Origin of the sequence: Aeromonas sp. 159 (assembly GCF_963862045.1) — a bacterium.
GTDB lineage: Bacteria > Pseudomonadota > Gammaproteobacteria > Enterobacterales > Aeromonadaceae > Aeromonas > Aeromonas veronii.
This window is the reverse complement of sequence record NZ_CAWLMI010000033.1, coordinates 16,781-35,083: the sequence shown is the minus strand read 5'-3', so window position 1 is coordinate 35,083 and position 18,303 is coordinate 16,781. Positions and strand designations below refer to the sequence as shown.

The 18,303-nt window shown below is 53.9% G+C and carries 20 protein-coding genes and 1 pseudogene; 9 read left to right on the top strand and 12 right to left on the bottom strand.

The genetic code is table 11. The features are described from left to right. Window positions 1-608 precede the first annotated feature (608 nt). The 3 genes from AACR14_RS07035 to AACR14_RS07025 all read left to right on the top strand — a co-directional run bounded on the left by AACR14_RS07035 (window position 609) and on the right by AACR14_RS07025 (window position 2,883). Window positions 609-989 carry a hypothetical protein gene (locus AACR14_RS07035; RefSeq protein ID WP_019445644.1) on the top strand — a complete coding sequence of 127 codons (381 nt, stop codon included), beginning with the start codon at window positions 609-611 and terminating at the stop codon, window positions 987-989. 214 nt (window positions 990-1,203) lie between these two features. Further along, window positions 1,204-2,019: a HipA family kinase gene (locus AACR14_RS07030; RefSeq protein WP_019445643.1), complete on the top strand. Its 816-nt coding sequence runs from the start codon at window positions 1,204-1,206 to the stop codon at window positions 2,017-2,019. After that, window positions 2,020-2,883 carry a hypothetical protein gene (locus AACR14_RS07025; RefSeq protein WP_156808786.1) on the top strand — a complete coding sequence of 288 codons (864 nt, stop codon included), beginning with the start codon at window positions 2,020-2,022 and terminating at the stop codon, window positions 2,881-2,883. A gap of 176 nt (window positions 2,884-3,059) precedes the next feature. Here the strand turns inward: AACR14_RS07025 and AACR14_RS07020 are convergent. Continuing rightward, a pseudogene (locus tag AACR14_RS07020) lies at window positions 3,060-3,314 on the bottom strand (metal-dependent hydrolase); the annotation flags it as partial. A 130-nt stretch (window positions 3,315-3,444) separates the two neighbouring features. On the opposite strand from AACR14_RS07020, the gene AACR14_RS07015 reads away from it, so the two are divergent. The 3 genes from AACR14_RS07015 (at window position 3,445) to AACR14_RS07005 (ending at window position 5,484) form a co-directional block, all read left to right on the top strand. Next, complete coding sequence (locus AACR14_RS07015) at window positions 3,445-4,134, top strand: hypothetical protein (protein ID WP_019445641.1); 690 nt, start codon at window positions 3,445-3,447, stop codon at window positions 4,132-4,134. Window positions 4,135-4,356: 222 nt separating this feature from the next. Continuing rightward, entirely contained in the window at window positions 4,357-4,707 is a 351-nt protein-coding gene (locus AACR14_RS07010; protein ID WP_192811947.1) for a lysozyme inhibitor LprI family protein, read from the top strand. A 27-nt stretch (window positions 4,708-4,734) separates the two neighbouring features. Beyond that, entirely contained in the window at window positions 4,735-5,484 is a 750-nt protein-coding gene (locus AACR14_RS07005) for a hypothetical protein (protein WP_156808785.1), read from the top strand. Here AACR14_RS07005 and AACR14_RS07000 read toward each other — a convergent pair. Continuing rightward, the gene (locus AACR14_RS07000) at window positions 5,441-5,998 is read right to left on the bottom strand and encodes a metal-dependent hydrolase (RefSeq protein ID WP_019445637.1); all 558 of its coding nucleotides are present in this window, start codon (window positions 5,996-5,998) and stop codon (window positions 5,441-5,443) included. The two genes, AACR14_RS07005 and AACR14_RS07000, sit on opposite strands and share 44 nt — an antisense overlap. Window positions 5,999-6,214: 216 nt before the next feature. Between AACR14_RS07000 and AACR14_RS06995 the strand changes: the two genes are divergently transcribed. Continuing rightward, complete coding sequence (locus AACR14_RS06995) at window positions 6,215-6,991, top strand: BPL-N domain-containing protein (RefSeq protein WP_019445636.1); 777 nt, start codon at window positions 6,215-6,217, stop codon at window positions 6,989-6,991. A gap of 183 nt (window positions 6,992-7,174) precedes the next feature. Here the strand turns inward: AACR14_RS06995 and AACR14_RS06990 are convergent, their stop codons facing one another. Next, entirely contained in the window at window positions 7,175-7,324 is a 150-nt protein-coding gene (locus tag AACR14_RS06990) for a hypothetical protein (RefSeq protein ID WP_005338159.1), read from the bottom strand. Between the two features lie 443 nt (window positions 7,325-7,767). Between AACR14_RS06990 and AACR14_RS06985 the strand changes: the two genes are divergently transcribed. Beyond that, complete coding sequence (locus AACR14_RS06985; RefSeq protein WP_019445635.1) at window positions 7,768-9,867, top strand: hypothetical protein; 2,100 nt, start codon at window positions 7,768-7,770, stop codon at window positions 9,865-9,867. A gap of 77 nt (window positions 9,868-9,944) precedes the next feature. Here the strand turns inward: AACR14_RS06985 and AACR14_RS06980 are convergent, their stop codons facing one another. From AACR14_RS06980 to AACR14_RS06950, 7 genes are all read right to left on the bottom strand, one after another. After that, on the bottom strand, window positions 9,945-11,153 hold the full coding sequence (locus tag AACR14_RS06980) for a NupC/NupG family nucleoside CNT transporter (protein WP_019445634.1): 1,209 nt from the start codon (window positions 11,151-11,153) through the stop codon (window positions 9,945-9,947). Between the two features lie 358 nt (window positions 11,154-11,511). Beyond that, window positions 11,512-11,937: a glutaredoxin-dependent arsenate reductase gene (gene arsC, locus AACR14_RS06975; protein ID WP_005338171.1), complete on the bottom strand. Its 426-nt coding sequence runs from the start codon at window positions 11,935-11,937 to the stop codon at window positions 11,512-11,514. Between the two features lie 75 nt (window positions 11,938-12,012). Beyond that, on the bottom strand, window positions 12,013-13,077 hold the full coding sequence (gene arsB, locus AACR14_RS06970; RefSeq protein ID WP_019445633.1) for an ACR3 family arsenite efflux transporter: 1,065 nt from the start codon (window positions 13,075-13,077) through the stop codon (window positions 12,013-12,015). Between the two features lie 109 nt (window positions 13,078-13,186). Beyond that, complete coding sequence (gene arsA, locus AACR14_RS06965) at window positions 13,187-14,950, bottom strand: arsenical pump-driving ATPase (RefSeq protein ID WP_019445632.1); 1,764 nt, start codon at window positions 14,948-14,950, stop codon at window positions 13,187-13,189. A gap of 27 nt (window positions 14,951-14,977) precedes the next feature. Beyond that, a complete protein-coding gene (gene arsD / locus AACR14_RS06960) occupies window positions 14,978-15,346 on the bottom strand; it encodes an arsenite efflux transporter metallochaperone ArsD (protein ID WP_005347398.1) in 369 nt (122 codons plus the stop codon). Between the two features lie 4 nt (window positions 15,347-15,350). Beyond that, a complete protein-coding gene (locus tag AACR14_RS06955) occupies window positions 15,351-15,719 on the bottom strand; it encodes an ArsR/SmtB family transcription factor (protein WP_005338181.1) in 369 nt (122 codons plus the stop codon). 239 nt (window positions 15,720-15,958) lie between these two features. Further along, window positions 15,959-16,357 (bottom strand): META domain-containing protein, encoded by a 399-nt coding sequence (locus AACR14_RS06950; protein ID WP_019445631.1) that lies wholly within the window; start codon window positions 16,355-16,357, stop codon window positions 15,959-15,961. A gap of 157 nt (window positions 16,358-16,514) precedes the next feature. Here AACR14_RS06950 and AACR14_RS06945 point away from each other — a divergent pair, with 157 nt between their 5' ends. Then, window positions 16,515-16,994 carry a hypothetical protein gene (locus AACR14_RS06945; RefSeq protein ID WP_005350173.1) on the top strand — a complete coding sequence of 160 codons (480 nt, stop codon included), beginning with the start codon at window positions 16,515-16,517 and terminating at the stop codon, window positions 16,992-16,994. 1 nt (window position 16,995) lies between these two features. On the opposite strand, the gene AACR14_RS06940 is transcribed toward AACR14_RS06945, so the two are convergent. Next, window positions 16,996-17,475, bottom strand: coding sequence for a putative 4-hydroxy-4-methyl-2-oxoglutarate aldolase (locus AACR14_RS06940; protein WP_019445630.1), 480 nt, complete (start codon window positions 17,473-17,475; stop codon window positions 16,996-16,998). A gap of 42 nt (window positions 17,476-17,517) precedes the next feature. Further along, complete coding sequence (locus AACR14_RS06935) at window positions 17,518-17,925, bottom strand: DUF3293 domain-containing protein (protein ID WP_019445629.1); 408 nt, start codon at window positions 17,923-17,925, stop codon at window positions 17,518-17,520. Window positions 17,926-18,303 lie beyond the last annotated feature (378 nt).

Below are 18,303 nucleotides of genomic sequence, written 5' to 3'. Positions count from 1 at the left end.
ACCGGCTCCCTTTCTTTTTATCTCGCTTGCACCCGCTTGCAGCTCTCGGCGTGTTGCCCCCTCTCCCTCCGGGAGAGGGCTGGGGTGAGGGCGGCTTTGCATTCCCTGCCAAATGAGTTGTTCACACAGCCCACGCCTCAATGACTAATTTATTGATCCAACACAGATTCCCGCCAAACCACGCTTCTCAACACGCCACCCGCTCCCTTAAGATATCCGAATGACAATCAACCTCTCGGAAGGACGCCATGACAGCGATGGTTGTTATCTCGCAGGTTAACAGCAGCGAACTGGAGGCTGTAATTCAGGGGCGGTAGCTTTGCCTGCTCAAAATATCATCGATAGATATGACTGTTGATGAACAACTCTTGATGGCATTTAGTAAAATGGCGGTAATGGTTCCAAAAGAAGGTGCCAAGAAAATATACTCCGAAAATTAGGGGCATGCAGGCCATAGTATGACTTTAAGTTATTTGTGGTACTAAGTATAACTATAAGTAGTCATCTGGAATGCTAGATTATCGGATTAATACTAACATTCATATAAACACTATTAGAGCATTTCAGCTCAAGAGAATACTTAACTTTTTAGTAAGAGATGTATAAACATGTCCATTAAAAATAATTTGCACTTGGAGTTTTCATTTGAAATTGCACATGAGAACCGAGAAGAGCAACTAGAATATGTTGTTAAAAACATTATCGAGGAAAATGCCAACGCATTTAATGAACGAATGTCAAGAGTAAGCATCCAATATGATATGCGTGCAGAGGTTTTAACTGATACATTTGCAGTTACAGAAGTTGCAATAAATTTTGATGATAATGTTGGCACTGCATGTGTTGAATATGATTGGGATGCATATTACGGCTGCAAAGATATGTGCGGAGGCGACCGTATCGAAGATGAATGGTCATTTAAGATAATCAATAACACTATTGTATTTGATTTGAACCTGCCTGAAGACGACCGATTCGATGAAATTTGAATTTAATTATCACTAATTAAATCCGTACAATAACGCATTTATGGATTTGTTATTTAGGCATTGCAACAACGTAGAGCAAACCTTTATTAGACACATATCTACTCATCTTGCAAATTTCAGCTGTTAGCTATAAAACACCGTAAGTTGCCGCCAAAATCATACAGAATTCACATAACTAAAATTCGCTACATAATACTCGAAAAGGAAATTATACATGAGCGATATAGTGAAAATCCTCTCGTTTGACAAGTATATAGCACCATTGGAACGGACGTCTGATGGAATAATGGCAGCAACACACTTAGCCAATGTTAAGTGGATTGACAACACCCCTGGGCGTTTCTATGTAAAAGTATACCCAAAGTGTCACCCCAAAGGCTTGATCAATGAAATTACTGGCTACCTAGTTGCTCACGCAACCGATATACCGCAACCGAAAAGAGTGGCCATTATACAAATTCCTAAAGAAGTTATAGAGAGCAATTTCAAAGGTGACTTTGAATGTTCAGGTGACTACTATTGGGGGTGGGCAAGTGAAGAGTCTGGTACGACTCCTAATACATATCTAAAAATGAGTGACATGGTTGCGTATAACCGATGTATAGAGATACTGCAGAAATGGAAATCTTTTCCAAGTATGCTAGCCTTTGATGACTGGGTTGCCAATCAAGATAGAAATACAGGAAACATAACGATAAAAGGGTACAATGACTTTTATGTAATTGATCATGGCAATGTGCCTGTTTCTGAGATGTGGACTAATGAAAACTTAGTTATTGAAAAGGTGTACAAAAATAAGCTGCTTGATGGTTTATATCAAAACAACTTTCCATTACCTTTATCTGTTGCATTAGTTGAATCAAGCAAACTCCACCCTGAGGCTTTTAAAAAAGCACATCAAGAGTTAATTAAATGGTGTGACGTGTTACTTGATGAAGATTGTTCATCACACCTTCGGCACTTTCTTGAAGCACGCGCAAACCTTAGTGTTTCTAGGATTAAGAACAAAACAGGGTTATTGGTGGCCTAAATGAATAATCTTGAAAAATTATTGGGGCAAAGTACAGATGCCAATCTAGTAAAAGGTGAGTGGTTTAATATCAGATGGACACCTGATTTAGCTACAGGTGAAAAACTAAATATTGGCGTTGGTTTTGTCGAACAGGGGCGAGTGCATAGCCGATTATTAAGCTATTTTGAAAGATTAAAGTGTTTATATGGTGAACGAGGCATTTACCATGCAGAACTTGTCACATCTATCGTAGGTGAGAGCTTACGTCAAAATAAAAAATCCTCACCAATCCCTCAGATTACCTATGATCACTCAGGTTATGCTCAAGGCTTTTCTGTTGACGAAATCCTAACTAGTCTTTTTGAACAAACGGTTCCTTTGCAGAAAAAAATTCGCGTTCCAAACAGTGAGGCACGATTTAATTCTGTGAATACAGAAAAACTTTACACCTGTTTGGTTGATGCATTAAAAATAAAAGCAGGCTTACAGTTTGAACAGTTTGTTCCCGCTGATAGCTCCATACTAATTAATGATTCACTGGGTTCCCATGAATTGTTTGTACCCTTCCGAGACAATAAAAGTCTTGTTGGTGGACTTGCTTCAACTGTTTATTCAAATGTCCAAAGAATAGAACTTAACCTATTAAAAGCGGCTAGAGATGTAGAAGCAGCGGTTAAGTTAGGGAAAGGAAATAAAGCATCAGTATTCATATTAATTCCTGGCGATGAGGTCGAAAACTTAAATAAAGAGCAAGTGATATCAATCGAAAACACACTTGATAAATTCAATTGGCACATGAACAAGCAAGGTATTTCAGTTGGAGGGCACACATCTATTAATGGCTTAGCGGACGAGATATGCTTGTGGGCTAATGTGGCATGAGCATTATTTAAAAGTGACTTATGCCTCTTGGTTCTTTTTATTAAATCGTTGATTTTTATTCGACGGTAATTTTAAAAGTCAGGGCCCCAGCTTTCTGGCAAAAAACTATATAGCCAAAACACAAAGGTGGGAGCCCTGTTTTGATTACGATATATTCCCCCCTTTCAATCTCACTCCTACCTCCCCCACACCCGCCACCCCATCAACACCAGCATCAACACAACCCCCGGCAGCCAGACCCAGTAGAGCTCGGAGAGGATCACCGCTTCGCCTCGGGCGGTGAGATAGGCCTCCAGCTTGAACGAGGCGACTCGGATCACCTGCCAGGGGGCAAAGAAACGCTCGTCACGCCACGGCCAGAGCCAGCCAACCCCCTTGCCGCCGGTAGTGAGGGAATCGAGCAGGCTCTGGGAAAGCAGAGAGACCAGCAGGTGGCGGAATGCTTGGGGTATTCCTATGAGCAGGCAGACTCATCTCCATTCGTAGCTCAAAGCGCTTGCCATGGGTATCCATCTTACGCATCATTCACAACCTATAGAGTCATACGAAAACGGAATGGTTATGAAAAAAGGGTTATTACTGCTTTTAATGCTGTTGCAAGCACAAGTTTTAGCCGAAGGTGCAACCCTGAACACTAAAGATCCACTCGATTTTGTCCCCAAGGGATATGTCGTCTTTGAGAAAATCGAGGGGGATTTAAATAAAGACGGTCAGAGTGATATGGTCATCGTTGTCAAAGGCACTGACAAGCGTAATGTCATCGTTGATGAATACCGTGGTGAGCTGGATCGTAATCGACGAGGACTTATCATCGCGTTCAAGAAGGGGGATCACTATGAGCTGGCTCTCGAAAATCCAAACTGTTTCTCCTCGGAGAATGAAGATGGTGGTGTCTATTTTGCCCCTGAGCTTTGGGTCTCCGTAGAAAAAGGGATCTTGCAAATCCACTATGGCCATGGACGTTATGGTTACTGGTCTTACAAATTCAGATATCAGAACGCCGGTTTCGAATTGATTGGCTACGACATGAGTGAAAACCGCGGCCCCCTCGTTGAGCGGATGACGAGCATTAACTTCTCGACCAAGAAAATATTAATAAAGGAGAACATCAATCAGGATGCTCAAGAAGATGGTGACGAGATCTTCAAGGAAACTTGGAAGCGCTTCAAACTCCCGGCACCATTCACCCTTAAAACGATCACTGATTTTGACAACTTTTATTATGACAAGTTATATAAAATATCTAACTGATTATATGGTAGAGCTGCGTCTCCATTTTCCAGGAAATAGCGTTATAATAAACGAGCGACAATTATTTGCGAACATTCGCTCTCAAAAATACAATATCAACTCAAGCATATTGGTCACACCATGTACAATTATAGAATAAGTTACTTTACATCAATCTTATCAAAGAATAATTCACTCATAGCAAAGATTATTTTTATCATCCTCACCACAATGTTCGCGACCATGACTGCTTTTGGAATGACAGTCAATGATAATGCTATCTGCAATCTTCCTTCTGCTATGTGCAAGCTGGAAGCAGACCTATTGGCAGCAGATAAGGAGTTAAACAAAACTTATCAATCCATATTACAAAAAAATGCATCTGGCGGTTTTGACGACAGTTACGTAAGCAAAGGAGAAATACGGAAAACGCTCATCCAGAGTCAACGGGCCTGGCTTTTATTTTGGGATGAAAACTGCAAAGCCTATTACACATTAAATAGTGGTGGAGCACAGAGAAATGAAGCGAAGATGGAGTGCCAAATAGATATGCTACAAGAGCGTATTCAGTATCTAAAGAAAGTTTATTTATAACAAAACCATTTTATTACGGTGGCGCCAATGATGATCCTGTTCCTACTCTCACTACTTCTATTTTCACCCCATACGATGGCGATTGAACCGGCACCGGTAGCCATTTCGCTTGAACATGACCATAGCATTTTACTCACTCAGCAGGTGCAACTTAGCCAGCAAGATAACAAGATAACATTACGCTGCGCCAATCAAATTCTTACGTTTGAGCAAGATGGTATGGGGGATATCAAAAGCCCCGTGGAACGCTACGACTATCCACACTTTAGTTTGCTGACACTCCCGGTAAGCTCTGGTTATGGTGGTGTAAATATATTCCATCGTCTGGTGAAGTTGGTGGGTAACGATTGTTCACTCGCGACCAATGATGAAATTGCCAATCCCGAGCTGATGTCAGACAAGATCGAGAGTTCGATGAAATCCGGCCCCAGATATACTGATCGTACCTATCAGCTCAACGCTGACGGCAAGCTGACACTTATCAGCGAGCGAGAGAATTACGCCTATTTCTGTATCGAAACTCTACATCCTGCCAAAATTGCCGCTATCGGCTGCGATAGCAAACTCCCTGATATCTACCTGACAGTCGGTGTGGCACGAGCCTCTTTTTATGCCAACGCCGAGAGCGAAAAACCACAAAAGAGTTACCTCATCAAGGGCGATCGGGTACACCTGCTTGATTTCAGTTTTTCGCATGCCCGCTACAAGGTTGCGTTTCACGGCAAAATCGTTACTACCGGCTGGATTGATGCTGCAGATATCGATTTGCCACAATAAGTCGCAACAAAATCAACACCAGCATCAACACAACCCCCGGCAGCCAGACCCAGTAGAGCTCGGAGAGGATCACCGCTTCACCTCGGGCAGTGAGATAGGCCTCCAGCTTGAAGGGGGCGACCCGGATCACCTGCCAGGGGGCAAAGAAACGCTCGTCACGCCACGGCCAGAGCCAACCCACCCCCTTACCACCGGTGGTGAGGGAATCGAGCAGGCTATGGGAGAGTAGCGAGACCAGCAGAAACGACCAGACGGTGGCGGCACTGGCCCGAAATTGGCGCTGAAACAGCATGGCCAGTGTGGGTAGAGCAAAGGCGAACAAAAGGGAGTGGGTAAAGCCGCGGTGGCCAAAGACATGGCCGTAGGCGACCCCCAGTTTGAAGGCGAGCACATCGGCATCGGGCAGCATGGCGATGGCAACCCCAGCCAACAGCAGGTGGGGCGGGATAATCCGGCTGCCAAGCCCGAGCCCAAGGCAGAGAGGAACGGCGGCGTGAGTGACTATGGTGGGCATAGGGTGAAGCTCCAACTGAAAACGTGGACCTACTTTATCCCCGCTCGGTGAAGTGAAGGTGAAGTGTGCCCACTGTATTGGTTCGCTATTAGCTCAATGCATCGCCAATCAGCGTTGGCACGTTAACTTGAAATGTTCATTTAACTGCGGCTGACATGCAGAACGGGATCGTGATAAGTAGTCTCTTCGGTTCACATCACAGGGATAGTGGCAGCGATGAATGTATCAAAAAGCGTCATGCGGATTGCGAGCGTTATCAGCCTTTGGTTAATGACAGGATGCATGGCAGAGGCAGCTTCTGCACAGCCGCAGCAAGAGCCGTACGCGCTGATCTATAACGGGCCTGTTTCTGATGGGGATAGCACGAAGGCGATTGCGGATGTGGTCAGGCAGGTGGGCTTGCCGGTCAGGTATCTCTCCAATATCGAGGCGCTGCCTGCAGAGCTCGACCATGCCAGGGTGTTTATCGTTGGCGGCACTGAGGACGATGTTGAGCCGCTCCTCAACGCCTTCACCGTGGACGCTCGTTCGGCGTTAAAAACCTATTTGCAGAATGGTGGCCGCTACCTCGGGATCTGTGGGGGTGCCTTTGTGGCATCCGCCGGCTGGTCTGAAGAAGAGGGCTTTGTGCCGGCGCTGGGCCTTGTTCCTGCCACATCCGATGATTATGACGGCGACTTTAGCGCCAGGATCTTCCCTATCAGCTGGCTTGGTGAAGAGCGCCAGATGTATTACCAGGCCGGCCCGCAATTTACGCCGGCGCCAAGCCCAGAGCAGGTCAAGGTTATCGCCCATTTTCAAAACCATCATATAGCCGCGCTGATCAGCTCATACGGCAAAGGCAAGGTGGCCGTTTCCGGGCCACATCCCGAAGCCCCTGAATCGTGGAAAGCGAACGCGGTGAACGGCGACAAGATGGAGTCGAATATTCATCTAGCAGTTGGACTCGTTAACGAGTTGCTCTCCAAAGAGCCCGTCACCGATGCGAAGTAGTCGCGCCCCTACGCCCCTGGATGTGACCCCATTGCTCGGCCCGGAAGTCAGGCCATCCAATCGGCCGCAATTCATAAAAAAAACCACCGACCTGCAAAAGGTCGGTGGTTTTTTTATCGGTGGTAGATAACGGGTAGCCGATACAAAGGGTTCGCTACCTCAACTTTCGCCCGGGAACGAGCACTACTCTTCCTGCTCCTCCGGTTGTCTCTCCTCACCCCGTATCTGTAGCAGCTCTTCGACCCTGGCTTGCCACTTGTCGTGGGCCTGTTTGCGCTCCTGCTGCATAAATGCTTCTCGCATGGTGTCGATTTTCTGGTCAAGTGTTTCCATCAGAGTGTCTCCTTGTGTGACCGCGTAAAGACTGGCTGACGGCGCGTTGGCCAACCTGCTCCCCTAATCTGACACCGCTAATGCCGTTACTGCCCAATCAAATAATCGATTGGAAATGCCAAAACCAATCTAAAAATTCTTTTCCGTGTTTATTCCACCACGCCAGCGCAAGGGAAACAGGCCGCTCAGAGCGGGATCATCCGGCACGGGGTCAACACGTTGTTGAGTGTGGTCGTCCCCCTCTTCAGGGGAATGGGGTGCCGTTGCCCCATCCGTCCGTTGAGGAGTCCCGGCAGATTTACGGTGCGTTGCTGTGCCCATGATCACACAGTCACAACTCTCACCCTCCTCTCACCGCGCCCCCGCTTTTTATCATCTAGAGTTAGCGGGCAGTCCAAAGCTGCTGATTTATATACATTCGCCGCCAAGAGGGATCTTTTTTCATGACCGAGCATATCGATCTGCTACCTATCAACACGGATGATGAGCAGGACGCAGGCAACCGTTACCTCTACTACACCGAAGGGGATCTGGCCCGCATTCTTGCCAATCTGGAACAGTTGCGCCATGCGGTGTTTCCCGCCGCCATCGGAGAGAGTGAAACGGGCGCAACAGTGCCCCACAATTTTCCGTCCGTCTGTCTGGTGGGGCTGGGGCGCTGCGGCTCCAACATCGCGCAGGATGTGGCCTCGCTGGTCTACAACGCCCGCAGCTTTTATCTCAATGAGTTCAACAGTGAAGAGCAACGCAAGCGGGAGAAGGAGTTTGGTCCGGTAAGCTGGATCCGGCGCAACCTGCGACTGCCAAACAACGGGGCCCAGCCGGTCTTTCTGATCGAGCCCATGGTGATGCTGGGGGATCTGGACAAGGACATCGATGGCCGCATCCGCCACTCCAATCGCAGCGGCGAAGGTGGCTCCTTGCGTGACTACGCCAAGATGCGGGTGATGGACTTGTCGGAGATCCACGCGGGAGGCGCGGGTAACGCCCCCATCCTGGGTCAGTATCTGGCCAAGATCATCCTCAACAAGAGCCCCCACTACTTCGCCAACTCCGAGTGGCAGGCCATTCATACCTATCTGGTGGACTCCTGCGGCATCAAGGCCAACCAGTCCCGCCTCTATTTCTACATCTTCAGTGCCGGGGGCGGTACCGGCTCCGGCATGGCCTCCGAGTTCGGGCTGGCCCAGCAGTACTCCTACATGAGCAAGACCTTTTCACCCCCGTCAGAAGAGGAGGAGCACCTCTCCCTCGGGGAGCACTTCATGTTCGATCCCATCTTCACCAGCGGCATCTGCATCCTGCCCAATATCTGTGATCGGGGTATCGAGATCTCGGAAGCGCTGCACATCAACGCGGGGCGTTTGCTGTGCAAGTATCTGGCCGAGGAGTGGGACTTCTCCTATCACTTCGACAACGAGCAGGCGTGCGATGCCAGCATGCTCAAGCGGATCAGACCCTGGAATGCCATGATGCTGATCTCCAACGACATCATGCGCTACGCCGAAGAGAGCGACGATGGCGAGATCCAGCATGTTGACGTCAACACCATGGAGAAGTACGCCAATCAGTACATCTCCCAGCAGATCTTCAACATTCTTACCGCCCAGGCTGTCACCACCGACTACGACGAGAACTACTTTCGCCGGGCGGGCATCGATATCAGCGAGACCATTCGGCTCGATGCCAACGACCTCTTTATGAGTCTGGCGGGGCCGGTGGCGGTGGCGTATGCCGAGTCCATCTCGCCCCCCGGCGGCCTGTTTGACAAGGAGGACGGGCTCAATGTGGACGATCTCTTCACTCGCTCCATCGAGCTGCCCCATTTCAACAAGATGACTCAGGCCATCGAGGGGATCAGCCTGCTGCCCATCGAGGCGGGCAACTATCGGGAGTATCTGGACGACTATGTGAAAAGTGGCCATGACCCGGCCCACCTCAACGAGCTGCACTTCTTCAAGAACTGCTCATCGGTGGTGTCGATCATCTCCCTGCCCAAGGAGTACAAGCTCTCCTATATGGATCTCAACCGGCTCAAGTCTCACCTCAACGGGCTCTTCCCCAATACCACCCTCAAGCGGTATGCGCTGGTCATCGGGGCGTCGGCCAACATCTCCCTCACCACCCTGATCGTCAAGAGCCCCTGCCTGAGCGATGACTTCCTGACCCTGATAGTGGCCTTTATCAAGCGCTGCTTTGCCAAGGATCACTATCGCTTCGATGAGCATCTGGACAAGGCGGTGATCGAGATGATCTGCAATGAGGAGTGGAACGATGCGCTGCTCGACAGCATGCTCAACGAGTTCGAGAACCCGGCCAAGATCCTCGATACCAACTGGTACGCCATCAAGCCCATGTATGAGAAGAAATATCGGGAGCTTATCCGCGAGAAAGAGAAGTTCGTCTCCATCAACGATATTCGCCTCAGCCGCGAATCGGTGAAAAAGGCGCTGCTCTATCTGCGGGAGATCTATCGCCACCGGGTCAGCAAGACCCGGATCCTCTCCCTCAACCCACGACTGGGGGAAGCGAACGCTCGCTAGCACCCTGCCCATAAAGCAAAGCGCCCGCCCCAGATGGGGCGGGCGCTTTTTTACTGGCGCAGCCTCGTTTTATCTCATCAGAGGGAGACAAAGATCCCGGCCAGGGTGGCGCTCATCAGGTTGGCGAGGGTCGCCGCCAGCACCGCCTTGAAGCCCATATTGGCCACATCGTGACGGCGCTCCGGCGCCATGGTGCCGATGGAACCAAGCTGCACCGCAATGGAGCCCAGATTGGCGAAACCACAGAGGGCGAAGGTGACGATGATCTGGGTGTGGGCGCTCAGATCGGCCTTGATATTGGCAAAATCCAGATAGGCAACGAACTCGTTCATGATCACCTTCTGACCAATCAGGGATCCTGCCGCCATCATCTCGCTGGCGGGCACGCCAATCAGCCAGGCCACCGGGGCAAACAGATAACCCAGCAGTTGCTGCAAGGAGAGTCCGGCCACACCGAACCACTCGCCGACGGTGGTGAGACCGGCGTTGATCATAGTGATGACGCTGACGAAGGCGAGCAGGATGGTGCCGATGGCCACGGCAATCTTCATGCCGCCCATGGCACCGCCCGCCAGCGCATCGATGGCGTTGCTGTAGTCGCTCTTGTCGAGGGTGATCTCGGTCTGATCGCTCACCTGCTGCTGCTCCGGCACCAGCAGTTTGGCCATCAAGAGGCCACCCGGCGCCGCCATAAAGGAGGCGGCGATGAGGTATTTCAGATCCACACCCAGACCGGCGTAACCGCCCAGCACCGAGCCCGCCACCGAGGCCATACCGCAGGTCATCACCGCAAAGAGTTCGGAGCGGGTCATACCGGCGAGGAAGGGACGAATAAGCAGCGGCGACTCCCCTTGCGACAGGAAGATATTGCCGGTGGCCACCAGCGACTCGGCGCGGCTGGTGCCGAGCAGGCGGTGAATGGCGCCGCCCAGCACCCGGATCACCCACTGCATGATGCCGAAGTGGTAGAGCACGGCGATCAGCGCGCTGATAAAGATCACCAGCGGCAGCACCCGCACGGCGAAGATAAAGCCGTTGCTGGCGAGATCGCCAAACACGAAACGGATGCCGCTGTCGGCAAAGCCGAGCAGGGCGGAGACGCCATTGCTCATGGCACCGAGCATGATTTGTCCGGGGGGGAAATAGAGCACCAGGGCAGCAAAACCGGTTTGCAGGGTGAGCGCACCCAGCACGGTTCGCCAGCGGATGGCTCGGCGGTTTTCACTCGCCAGCCAGGCGATAAACATCAGGGCCAGCATACCGACCAGACTCAATAACAGTGTCATCTTGCACCTATGAAGAGAGGAGTTTCATATGGCAAGTCTGCAGACAGGCGTCGCGGGCGATCCGGCGGAAGAGGTGCCGACCCACGCGACACGCAGACCACAAACCTACAGGTTAGTGGCGGGTCCCATCCTGGGGTCATTCACGTTCCGGGTGACAGCATGTATCGGGTGACGCCAGCGCCGTCGCAGGGGGAGATGCGGCCGGGTGGCAGGTCGGGCGGCGATGGTACAGTGATCATCGTCACAGAAAAAGCGGTAAAACGATTGGCCGGAGTAACTTTTTCAACTTGTTCACACAACGAAACAGGGCCAGCGTGACGCTGGCCCTGTTTCAATCCGTACTTGAGCGTTCAGATGATTACTTGAGGCGCTTGCCGCTCGCGTCCACCACCTGCTCGCCATCCTCCTTGGCGAAGGCCCCTTTTTGCTGATCGGGCAGTATATCGAGCACCACTTCCGACGGACGGCACAGTTTGGTGCCAAGCGGCGTGACCACGATGGGGCGGTTGATGAGGATGGGGTGGGCCAGCATGGCATCGATCAGTTCATCATCGCTGAAACGATCTTCCGCCAGCCCGAGCGCCTCGTAGGGGGGCACGTTCTTGCGCAGCAGATCGCGTACCGGCATGGCCATGGCGGCAATCAGCGCCACCAGCTGGTCACGGGAGGGGGGCGTCTCCAGATAGTGGATGACTGTGGGCTCCACGCCGCTGTTGCGGATCAGCTCCAGGGTGTTGCGGGAGGTACCACATTCCGGGTTGTGATAGATGGTGATTGCACTCATTTGCGTGTCTCTCATTAATCAAGTGAATAGAAAATCGATAGCATCAGTTCGCGGCCAGCTGTTAGCGGCCATCAGTTAACGGCCCAGCCCCGCTTCGTACCAGGGTTTGCTGGCGTTAACCACCCGCACCACCAGCAGCATGACCGGCACCTCGATCAGCACCCCGACCACGGTGGCGAGCGCCGCGCCGGAGTGAAAGCCGAACAGGCTGATGGCGGCGGCCACCGCCAGCTCAAAGAAGTTGGAGGCGCCGATCAGGGCGGAAGGACAGGCAACCGAGTGCTTCTCCCCCACCTTGCGGTTGAGCCAGTAAGCCAGCCCGGAGTTGAACAGCACCTGGATCAGGATCGGCACCGCCAACAGGGCGATGACCAGCGGCTGCTCGATAATGGCGTTGCCCTGGAAGGCGAACAGCAGCACCAGAGTGAGCAGCAGGGCCGCCACCGACCAGGGCTGGATGCGGGTCATGACGCCGTCAAAATGGGCCTCCCCCTTTTTGAGCAAGGCCTTGCGCAGCAGCTGGGCGATGATGACCGGGATGACGATATAGAGCACCACAGAGGTGAGCAGGGTATCCCACGGCACTATGATGCTGGAGACCCCGAGCAGCAGCGCCACCAGCGGTGCGAAGGCAAACACCATGATGAGGTCGTTCACCGCCACCTGCGACAGGGTGAAGTAGGGATCGCCGTTGGTGAGGCGACTCCAGACAAACACCATGGCGGTGCAGGGGGCCGCCGCCAGCAGGATCAGCCCCGCCACATAGCTGTCGAGTTGATCCGCCGGCAGCCAGTCAGCAAACAGCACGCGGATAAAGAGCCAGCCGAGGAAGGCCATGGAGAAGGGTTTGACCAGCCAGTTGATAAAGAGGGTGACCCCAATACCCTTCATGTGGCCCTTCACCTGATGCAGGGCGCCAAAATCGATCTTGAGCAGCATGGGGATGATCATCACCCAGATCAGCAGCCCCACCGGCAGGTTGACCTTGGCCACCTCCATGGCACCGATCGCCTTGAAGAGATCCGGCAACCCCTGCCCAAGCCCAATACCCACCAGAATGCAGAGGGCGACCCAGGCGGTCAGATAACGTTCAAAAAAGCCGATGGCAGGCACGGCCTTGGCATCACATGTTGCAGACATCACAGCTCCCGATGCGACGCAATTTCGCATCTTCTATTGGTTCAAAACACGGGTTTATAACAAGTAACGGCATATTCAAGCCGCCCCGGCAGCAGGCCGGGGCGGCGACTCAATGGTGCTGGCAGAGACGGCGCAGGGCATCGGGCCCCACCGGCTCCTCGGCGAGCAGCGGCACCACGGCGTAGCGGCTGGCATGTTGCTGCTCGACCGCCTCGATATGGGGCAACTGGCGCTCGGCCCGCAGTTGCAGCAGCGGTGAGCTGACCGCGGCTTGCTGCAAGCTGTGGTTGATGAGCCAGCCCCAGGGCTCGATACCAGCCCGGCGCAGATCGGCCTGCAGATTGGCCGCCTCCTGTACCGGCGTCGGCTCGGGCAACGTCACAATCAGTACCTTGGTCTGCTTGGGATCCTGCAACTGCATCATGGGGGTGGTGAAGTGCAGCCCCTTGTTTCCCATCTGGCGAGCGATCTCCCTGTGGTAGGCGCCGGTGGCGTCAAGCAGCAGCAGGGTGTGGCCGGTGGGGGCGGTATCCATCACCACGAAGCGCTTGCCCGCCTCGCGAATGATGCGCGAGAAGGCCTGAAACACAGCGATCTCCTCGGTACAAGGGGAGCGCAAGTCCTCCTCCAGCAGTGCCCGCCCCTGCTCGTCCAGCGCAGCCCCCTTGGTGGCCAGCACCTGGGCGCGGTACCGCTCGGTCTCGGCGTGGGGGTCGATGCGACTCACCTCAAGATGGGGCAAGCTACCTGCCAGCGTCTCGCTCAGGTGCGCGGCAGGATCCGAGGTGGTGAGGTGCACCGGCAGGCCGCGGCTAGCCAGCTCCACCGCCACGGCGGCCGCCAGCGTGGTTTTGCCCACCCCGCCCTTGCCCATCAGCATGATGAGGCCGTGACCGTCGGCGGCCAGCTTGTCTACCAGCGAACTCAACTCGGGCTGGGCTTGCTTGACAGTGGACTGTACTGTCGGGGATTCGGCGGCTGTTCCCTCTGCTTGCAGCAACAGCCGCAAACTGTCGACCCCCACCAGATTGGTGGCCAGCAGCGGGATATGATCCTGCGCCAGCCCCTTTATCCCCTGCGGCATCTTTACAAGAGCCTGTTGCTCACGCTGCCAGAGCGCCATTGCCAGCGGATCTCCGGCAATGGCGCCTTCGGGGAAGAGGCCATTGATCACCAGTTGCTGATTCAACAAGCCGATGGCGGCCAGCTCCTCGTGGGTGCGGGCCACTTCCCGCAGAGTGGATTGCTGGGCGCGCGCCACCAGCACCAAGCGGGTGCGAGTGGCATCAGCCAGGGCGGCGACCGCGTCGGCATACTGGCTGCGCTGCTTCTCCAGCCCCGCCAGCGGGCCAAGGCAGGAGGCATCCCCCTTGCCTTGCTCCAGAAATTCGCTCCAGGCGCCCGGCAGTTGCAGCAGCCGGATGGTGTGACCGGTTGGAGCCGTATCAAAGACGATGTGGTCATACTCGGCCAGCAGTGTTTGGTCGGTCAGCAGGGCGGTGAATTCGTCAAAGGCGGCGATCTCGGTGGTGCAGGCGCCGGAGAGCTGCTCCTCGATGCTGCGCACTACGCTCTCGGGCAACTTGCCGCGCACCGGCCCGACGATCCGCTCCCGATAGGCTTTGGCCGCCGCGGGGGGATCTATCTCTAGCGCCGACAAACCGGGCACAGGGGCGATGGCGGTGACGCGATTGCCGATCTCGGTGGCAAACACCTGCCCCACGTTGGAGGCAGGATCTGTGCTCACCAGCAGCACCCGCTTGCCAATATCACAGAGCGCCACCGCACTGGCGCAGGCCAGCGAGGTCTTGCCCACCCCGCCCTTGCCGGTGAAAAAGAGAAACGGCGGTGGATTGGTCAGAAAATGATACATAGCCTCTCCCGAATGGTGCGTCGCGACTCAGCAGCAACCGCTGCCAGAGCAGCAGCCACCCTTGACGATCCCCTTGATAGCCGCTTGCGGCGCAGGTAGCCCGGCATAACGGGCCAGCTCGCTGCGGCTCGGATAACGGCCGGTCAACACCACCTGTCCCTCCACCAGCACCAGCGGCAACCCCTCCTCCCCGGCATGGGTCAGAAAAGCGCTGACGGCAGGTGTCTCGGCAAATTGCATCGGCTGCTGGGCCAGATTGAAACGCTCGATGGCCACTCCCTGCTCCTTGGCCCAGGCAAGGTCGGCTGCGAAGGTGACCAGTGCCTGATCAACCTCGGTACCGCAGACACCGCTGGAACAGCAGAGGGCGGGATCAAAAATCTGAATGGAGGACATGACATTACTCCTTGTTGCAGCAGGGCTGCGCAGGCAGAACATGGGGGGAGCAGGCTGACTCGGCACGCATCACACCGCAGGCCTCGGGATGACCGGCGCAGCACTCCTCGGTAAGGTAGGCGATCACATCCAGCATCAGGGGAATATTGGCGCGGTAGCGCAGAAAGCGCCCCTCCTGCTCCACCGACAGCAGACCGGTGTTGAGCATCGCCTTGAGGTGAAACGAGAGGGTATTGGGGGCAATATCGAGCTCGCTGGCCAGTTCACCGGCGACCCGCCCCTCCAGCCCGGCCTTCACCAGCAGCCGCCATACATCGAGCCGGATGCCGGATGCCAGCGATTCAAAGACCTTGGTGGCCATCTCTTTGTTCATCTTCATTCCCCTTGGTGTGACCTTTCACTTCAACTATACAAGAATCATTGAAATGATCAAGATACGTACCGAAGCGAAGATACGAGGTTCTGGCATCAAACCAGGCTGACTGGAGAATCGACGAGTGAACAACAGTCGCGGACGAGCAAACAGGGCTCGCCGCAGATAAACAGACGCCCTCCAGACGGAGGGCGTATCAGACAGTCAGAGCTGTCGGGGCAATCAGACGAACGCGTGCCTTATTTGGCAGCAGGCACAGCGTGAAAGGTGAGCAGGGCTGCCTTGTTGGCATCGCTCAGAGTCAGCTGGTTGCCGTTGATGGAGTAGGTTGCCACCTTCTCCAGCTTTTGCAGGAACTCGGTCTCTTTGTTCATGGCGTCGCCGATGCACATCATGCGAGTGGAGCCCATGGCGCCCAGCGTCAAGACACCGTCACCCTGCTTGGTGATGCCGCCAAAATAGCGGTTGCAGCCGCCCTTGCCCGCCACCTTGCCGTCGACCACTTGCAGGGTGAAGGTATCGCCGGTGGCGCCTTGCAGCTGCCAGCTGGATGCTTGCAGTTGAGCCATGCTGGAACCTGTTGCCATTGCGCAGCCTCCCAGTGCCAGCGCGGCCAGCAGAGTCAGTTTCTTGTTCATGGATTCACCTCTTAATGATTAGAGCCATCAATACGGCAGCCTGTTTAACATGGCTGGCGCCCATGCCAAAGGATTTTATTGTGATCTCCCTTCACTTTACTACCAGCTGGCATGTGCCATGCTTAGGCTCAGTTCCGGACCCAGGGAGGGGAAACGAATGGTCAAATCACTCATCATCACACTGCTTGCAACCTGCGCCAGCATGGCTGTTCAGGCCGCCGACTGGGCAGTGGTTCAGCCGCAATCCAACCCGTCTCTCTATGTCAAAAGTTACTCGGGTGTGTTGCTCAATGGCCATAGCCATCACAGCGACAGTTTTGATCTCTGGCTGGTCAATAGCGGCTATCAATATCCGGTGGTGGATGATGTAACCCTCTTTATGGAAGCGGGCCCGGCAGTGGCGGATCAGAATCGCACATCCGGTTTCAATATGAGTTCGGGGGTACGCTACCAGCTCTCTCCGGCATTCAATATCGGCAGCCAGATCAAACATCTCGATCTCAACAAGGCCAGCACCCTGCTGGAGCTCAACTCCAGCCTGCTGCTGACCCCCAGACTCTCCCTCACCGCCAACTACGGGGTCAGCGCCATCACAGCCGATCAGGCGCTGAGCCTGGGGGTCGGTTTCAACTTCTGAATCAGATCAGCGGCGTGGCACTCACCACCACACCGTTGCGATCCGCATAGACGTAATCCCCTTCGTGGATGGTCACCCCGGCAAAGCTGACCACGGCCCCCAGCTCTCCCAATCCCCGCTTCTCGGTCTTGACCGGACAGGCCGCCAGCGCCTTGACCCCGAGTGCCAGTGTCGCCAGGGTGCCCACATCCCGCGCCGCGCCGTGGATCAGGATCCCCTCCCACCCCTGCTCCACCGCCTTGATCGCCAGTTGATCGCCAAGCAGCGCACGGCGCAGCGAACCGCCGCCGTCGATCACCATCACCTTGCCGTGACCGGGGCGGGTCACCAGATCCCGCACCAGACTGTTGTCTTCATAACAGGAGAGCGTTACGGCGCGACCATAAAAGAGGGCCTTGCCGCCAAAATCCTGAAACACCGGGTCGGCCACTTGCAGCAAGTCGCCGTGTTGATCGCAGAGGTCGGGCAGGAGATCCAGCATGATTTGATTCCTTTCAGATGCATGAAGGTGTTCATTCTTTCATCAGGCAAGGTTTCTGGCAATCCAGAAGGATTCAATATTGCCCAGATAAACTGCTGATTTATCCGTCAATACTGGTGTCAGCCAGAGCTGGCCATCCTCCACCCAGTAGATGGCGTTCTGGCCAAAACGAACAGCCAGCTGACGGGCTTGTGGCAGGGATAACGCCACCGCCAGCGATGACTCCTGCCAGCGTTCGTCCAGGTCAGATCCCCAAAACGGCCCCACCACGGGCACCTGCAAACCCACGGTCAGATGGCGCCACATCGCCCGTTCCCGCCGCATATTGCGTCGTTCTGTGACCCACTGGCTGGCCGGATTCCAGGCTGTGATGATGGCAAAAGCAGACCAGTCTGGTGGCTCAAATGGCGCGATAAAGCAGATTTTCTTGTAGTTTTCCCACAAATTCATGTCAATCACATGTTACATTCCATTACATTTTGTAGGGGCGAAAACCCGGTTCAGGCCAAGTATGATGCAGCTGTACCAGGGTTTGACCTATATCAAATCAGAGTTAAAAAGTTGCTATCTGATGGCAAAGAGTGTTGTTATGCTCCTGTTAACTGATAAAATGCGGCCACTTTCGTAATGGACGACCTTTCCAGGCTCTGCTCGACCAGACTTGTCGGGAACCTATAAGTGGCACAGGGATACTTGCCGGTACTGATGCCTAATTCGCGATATTCCGACCTGACTCTCATACCCAGGATGACGTAATAAATTTTCAGGATCAGTCAGGAAATCGGTTTGAAACGCCAAAGAGTGTTAAATTTAAGATAATTAACTGAT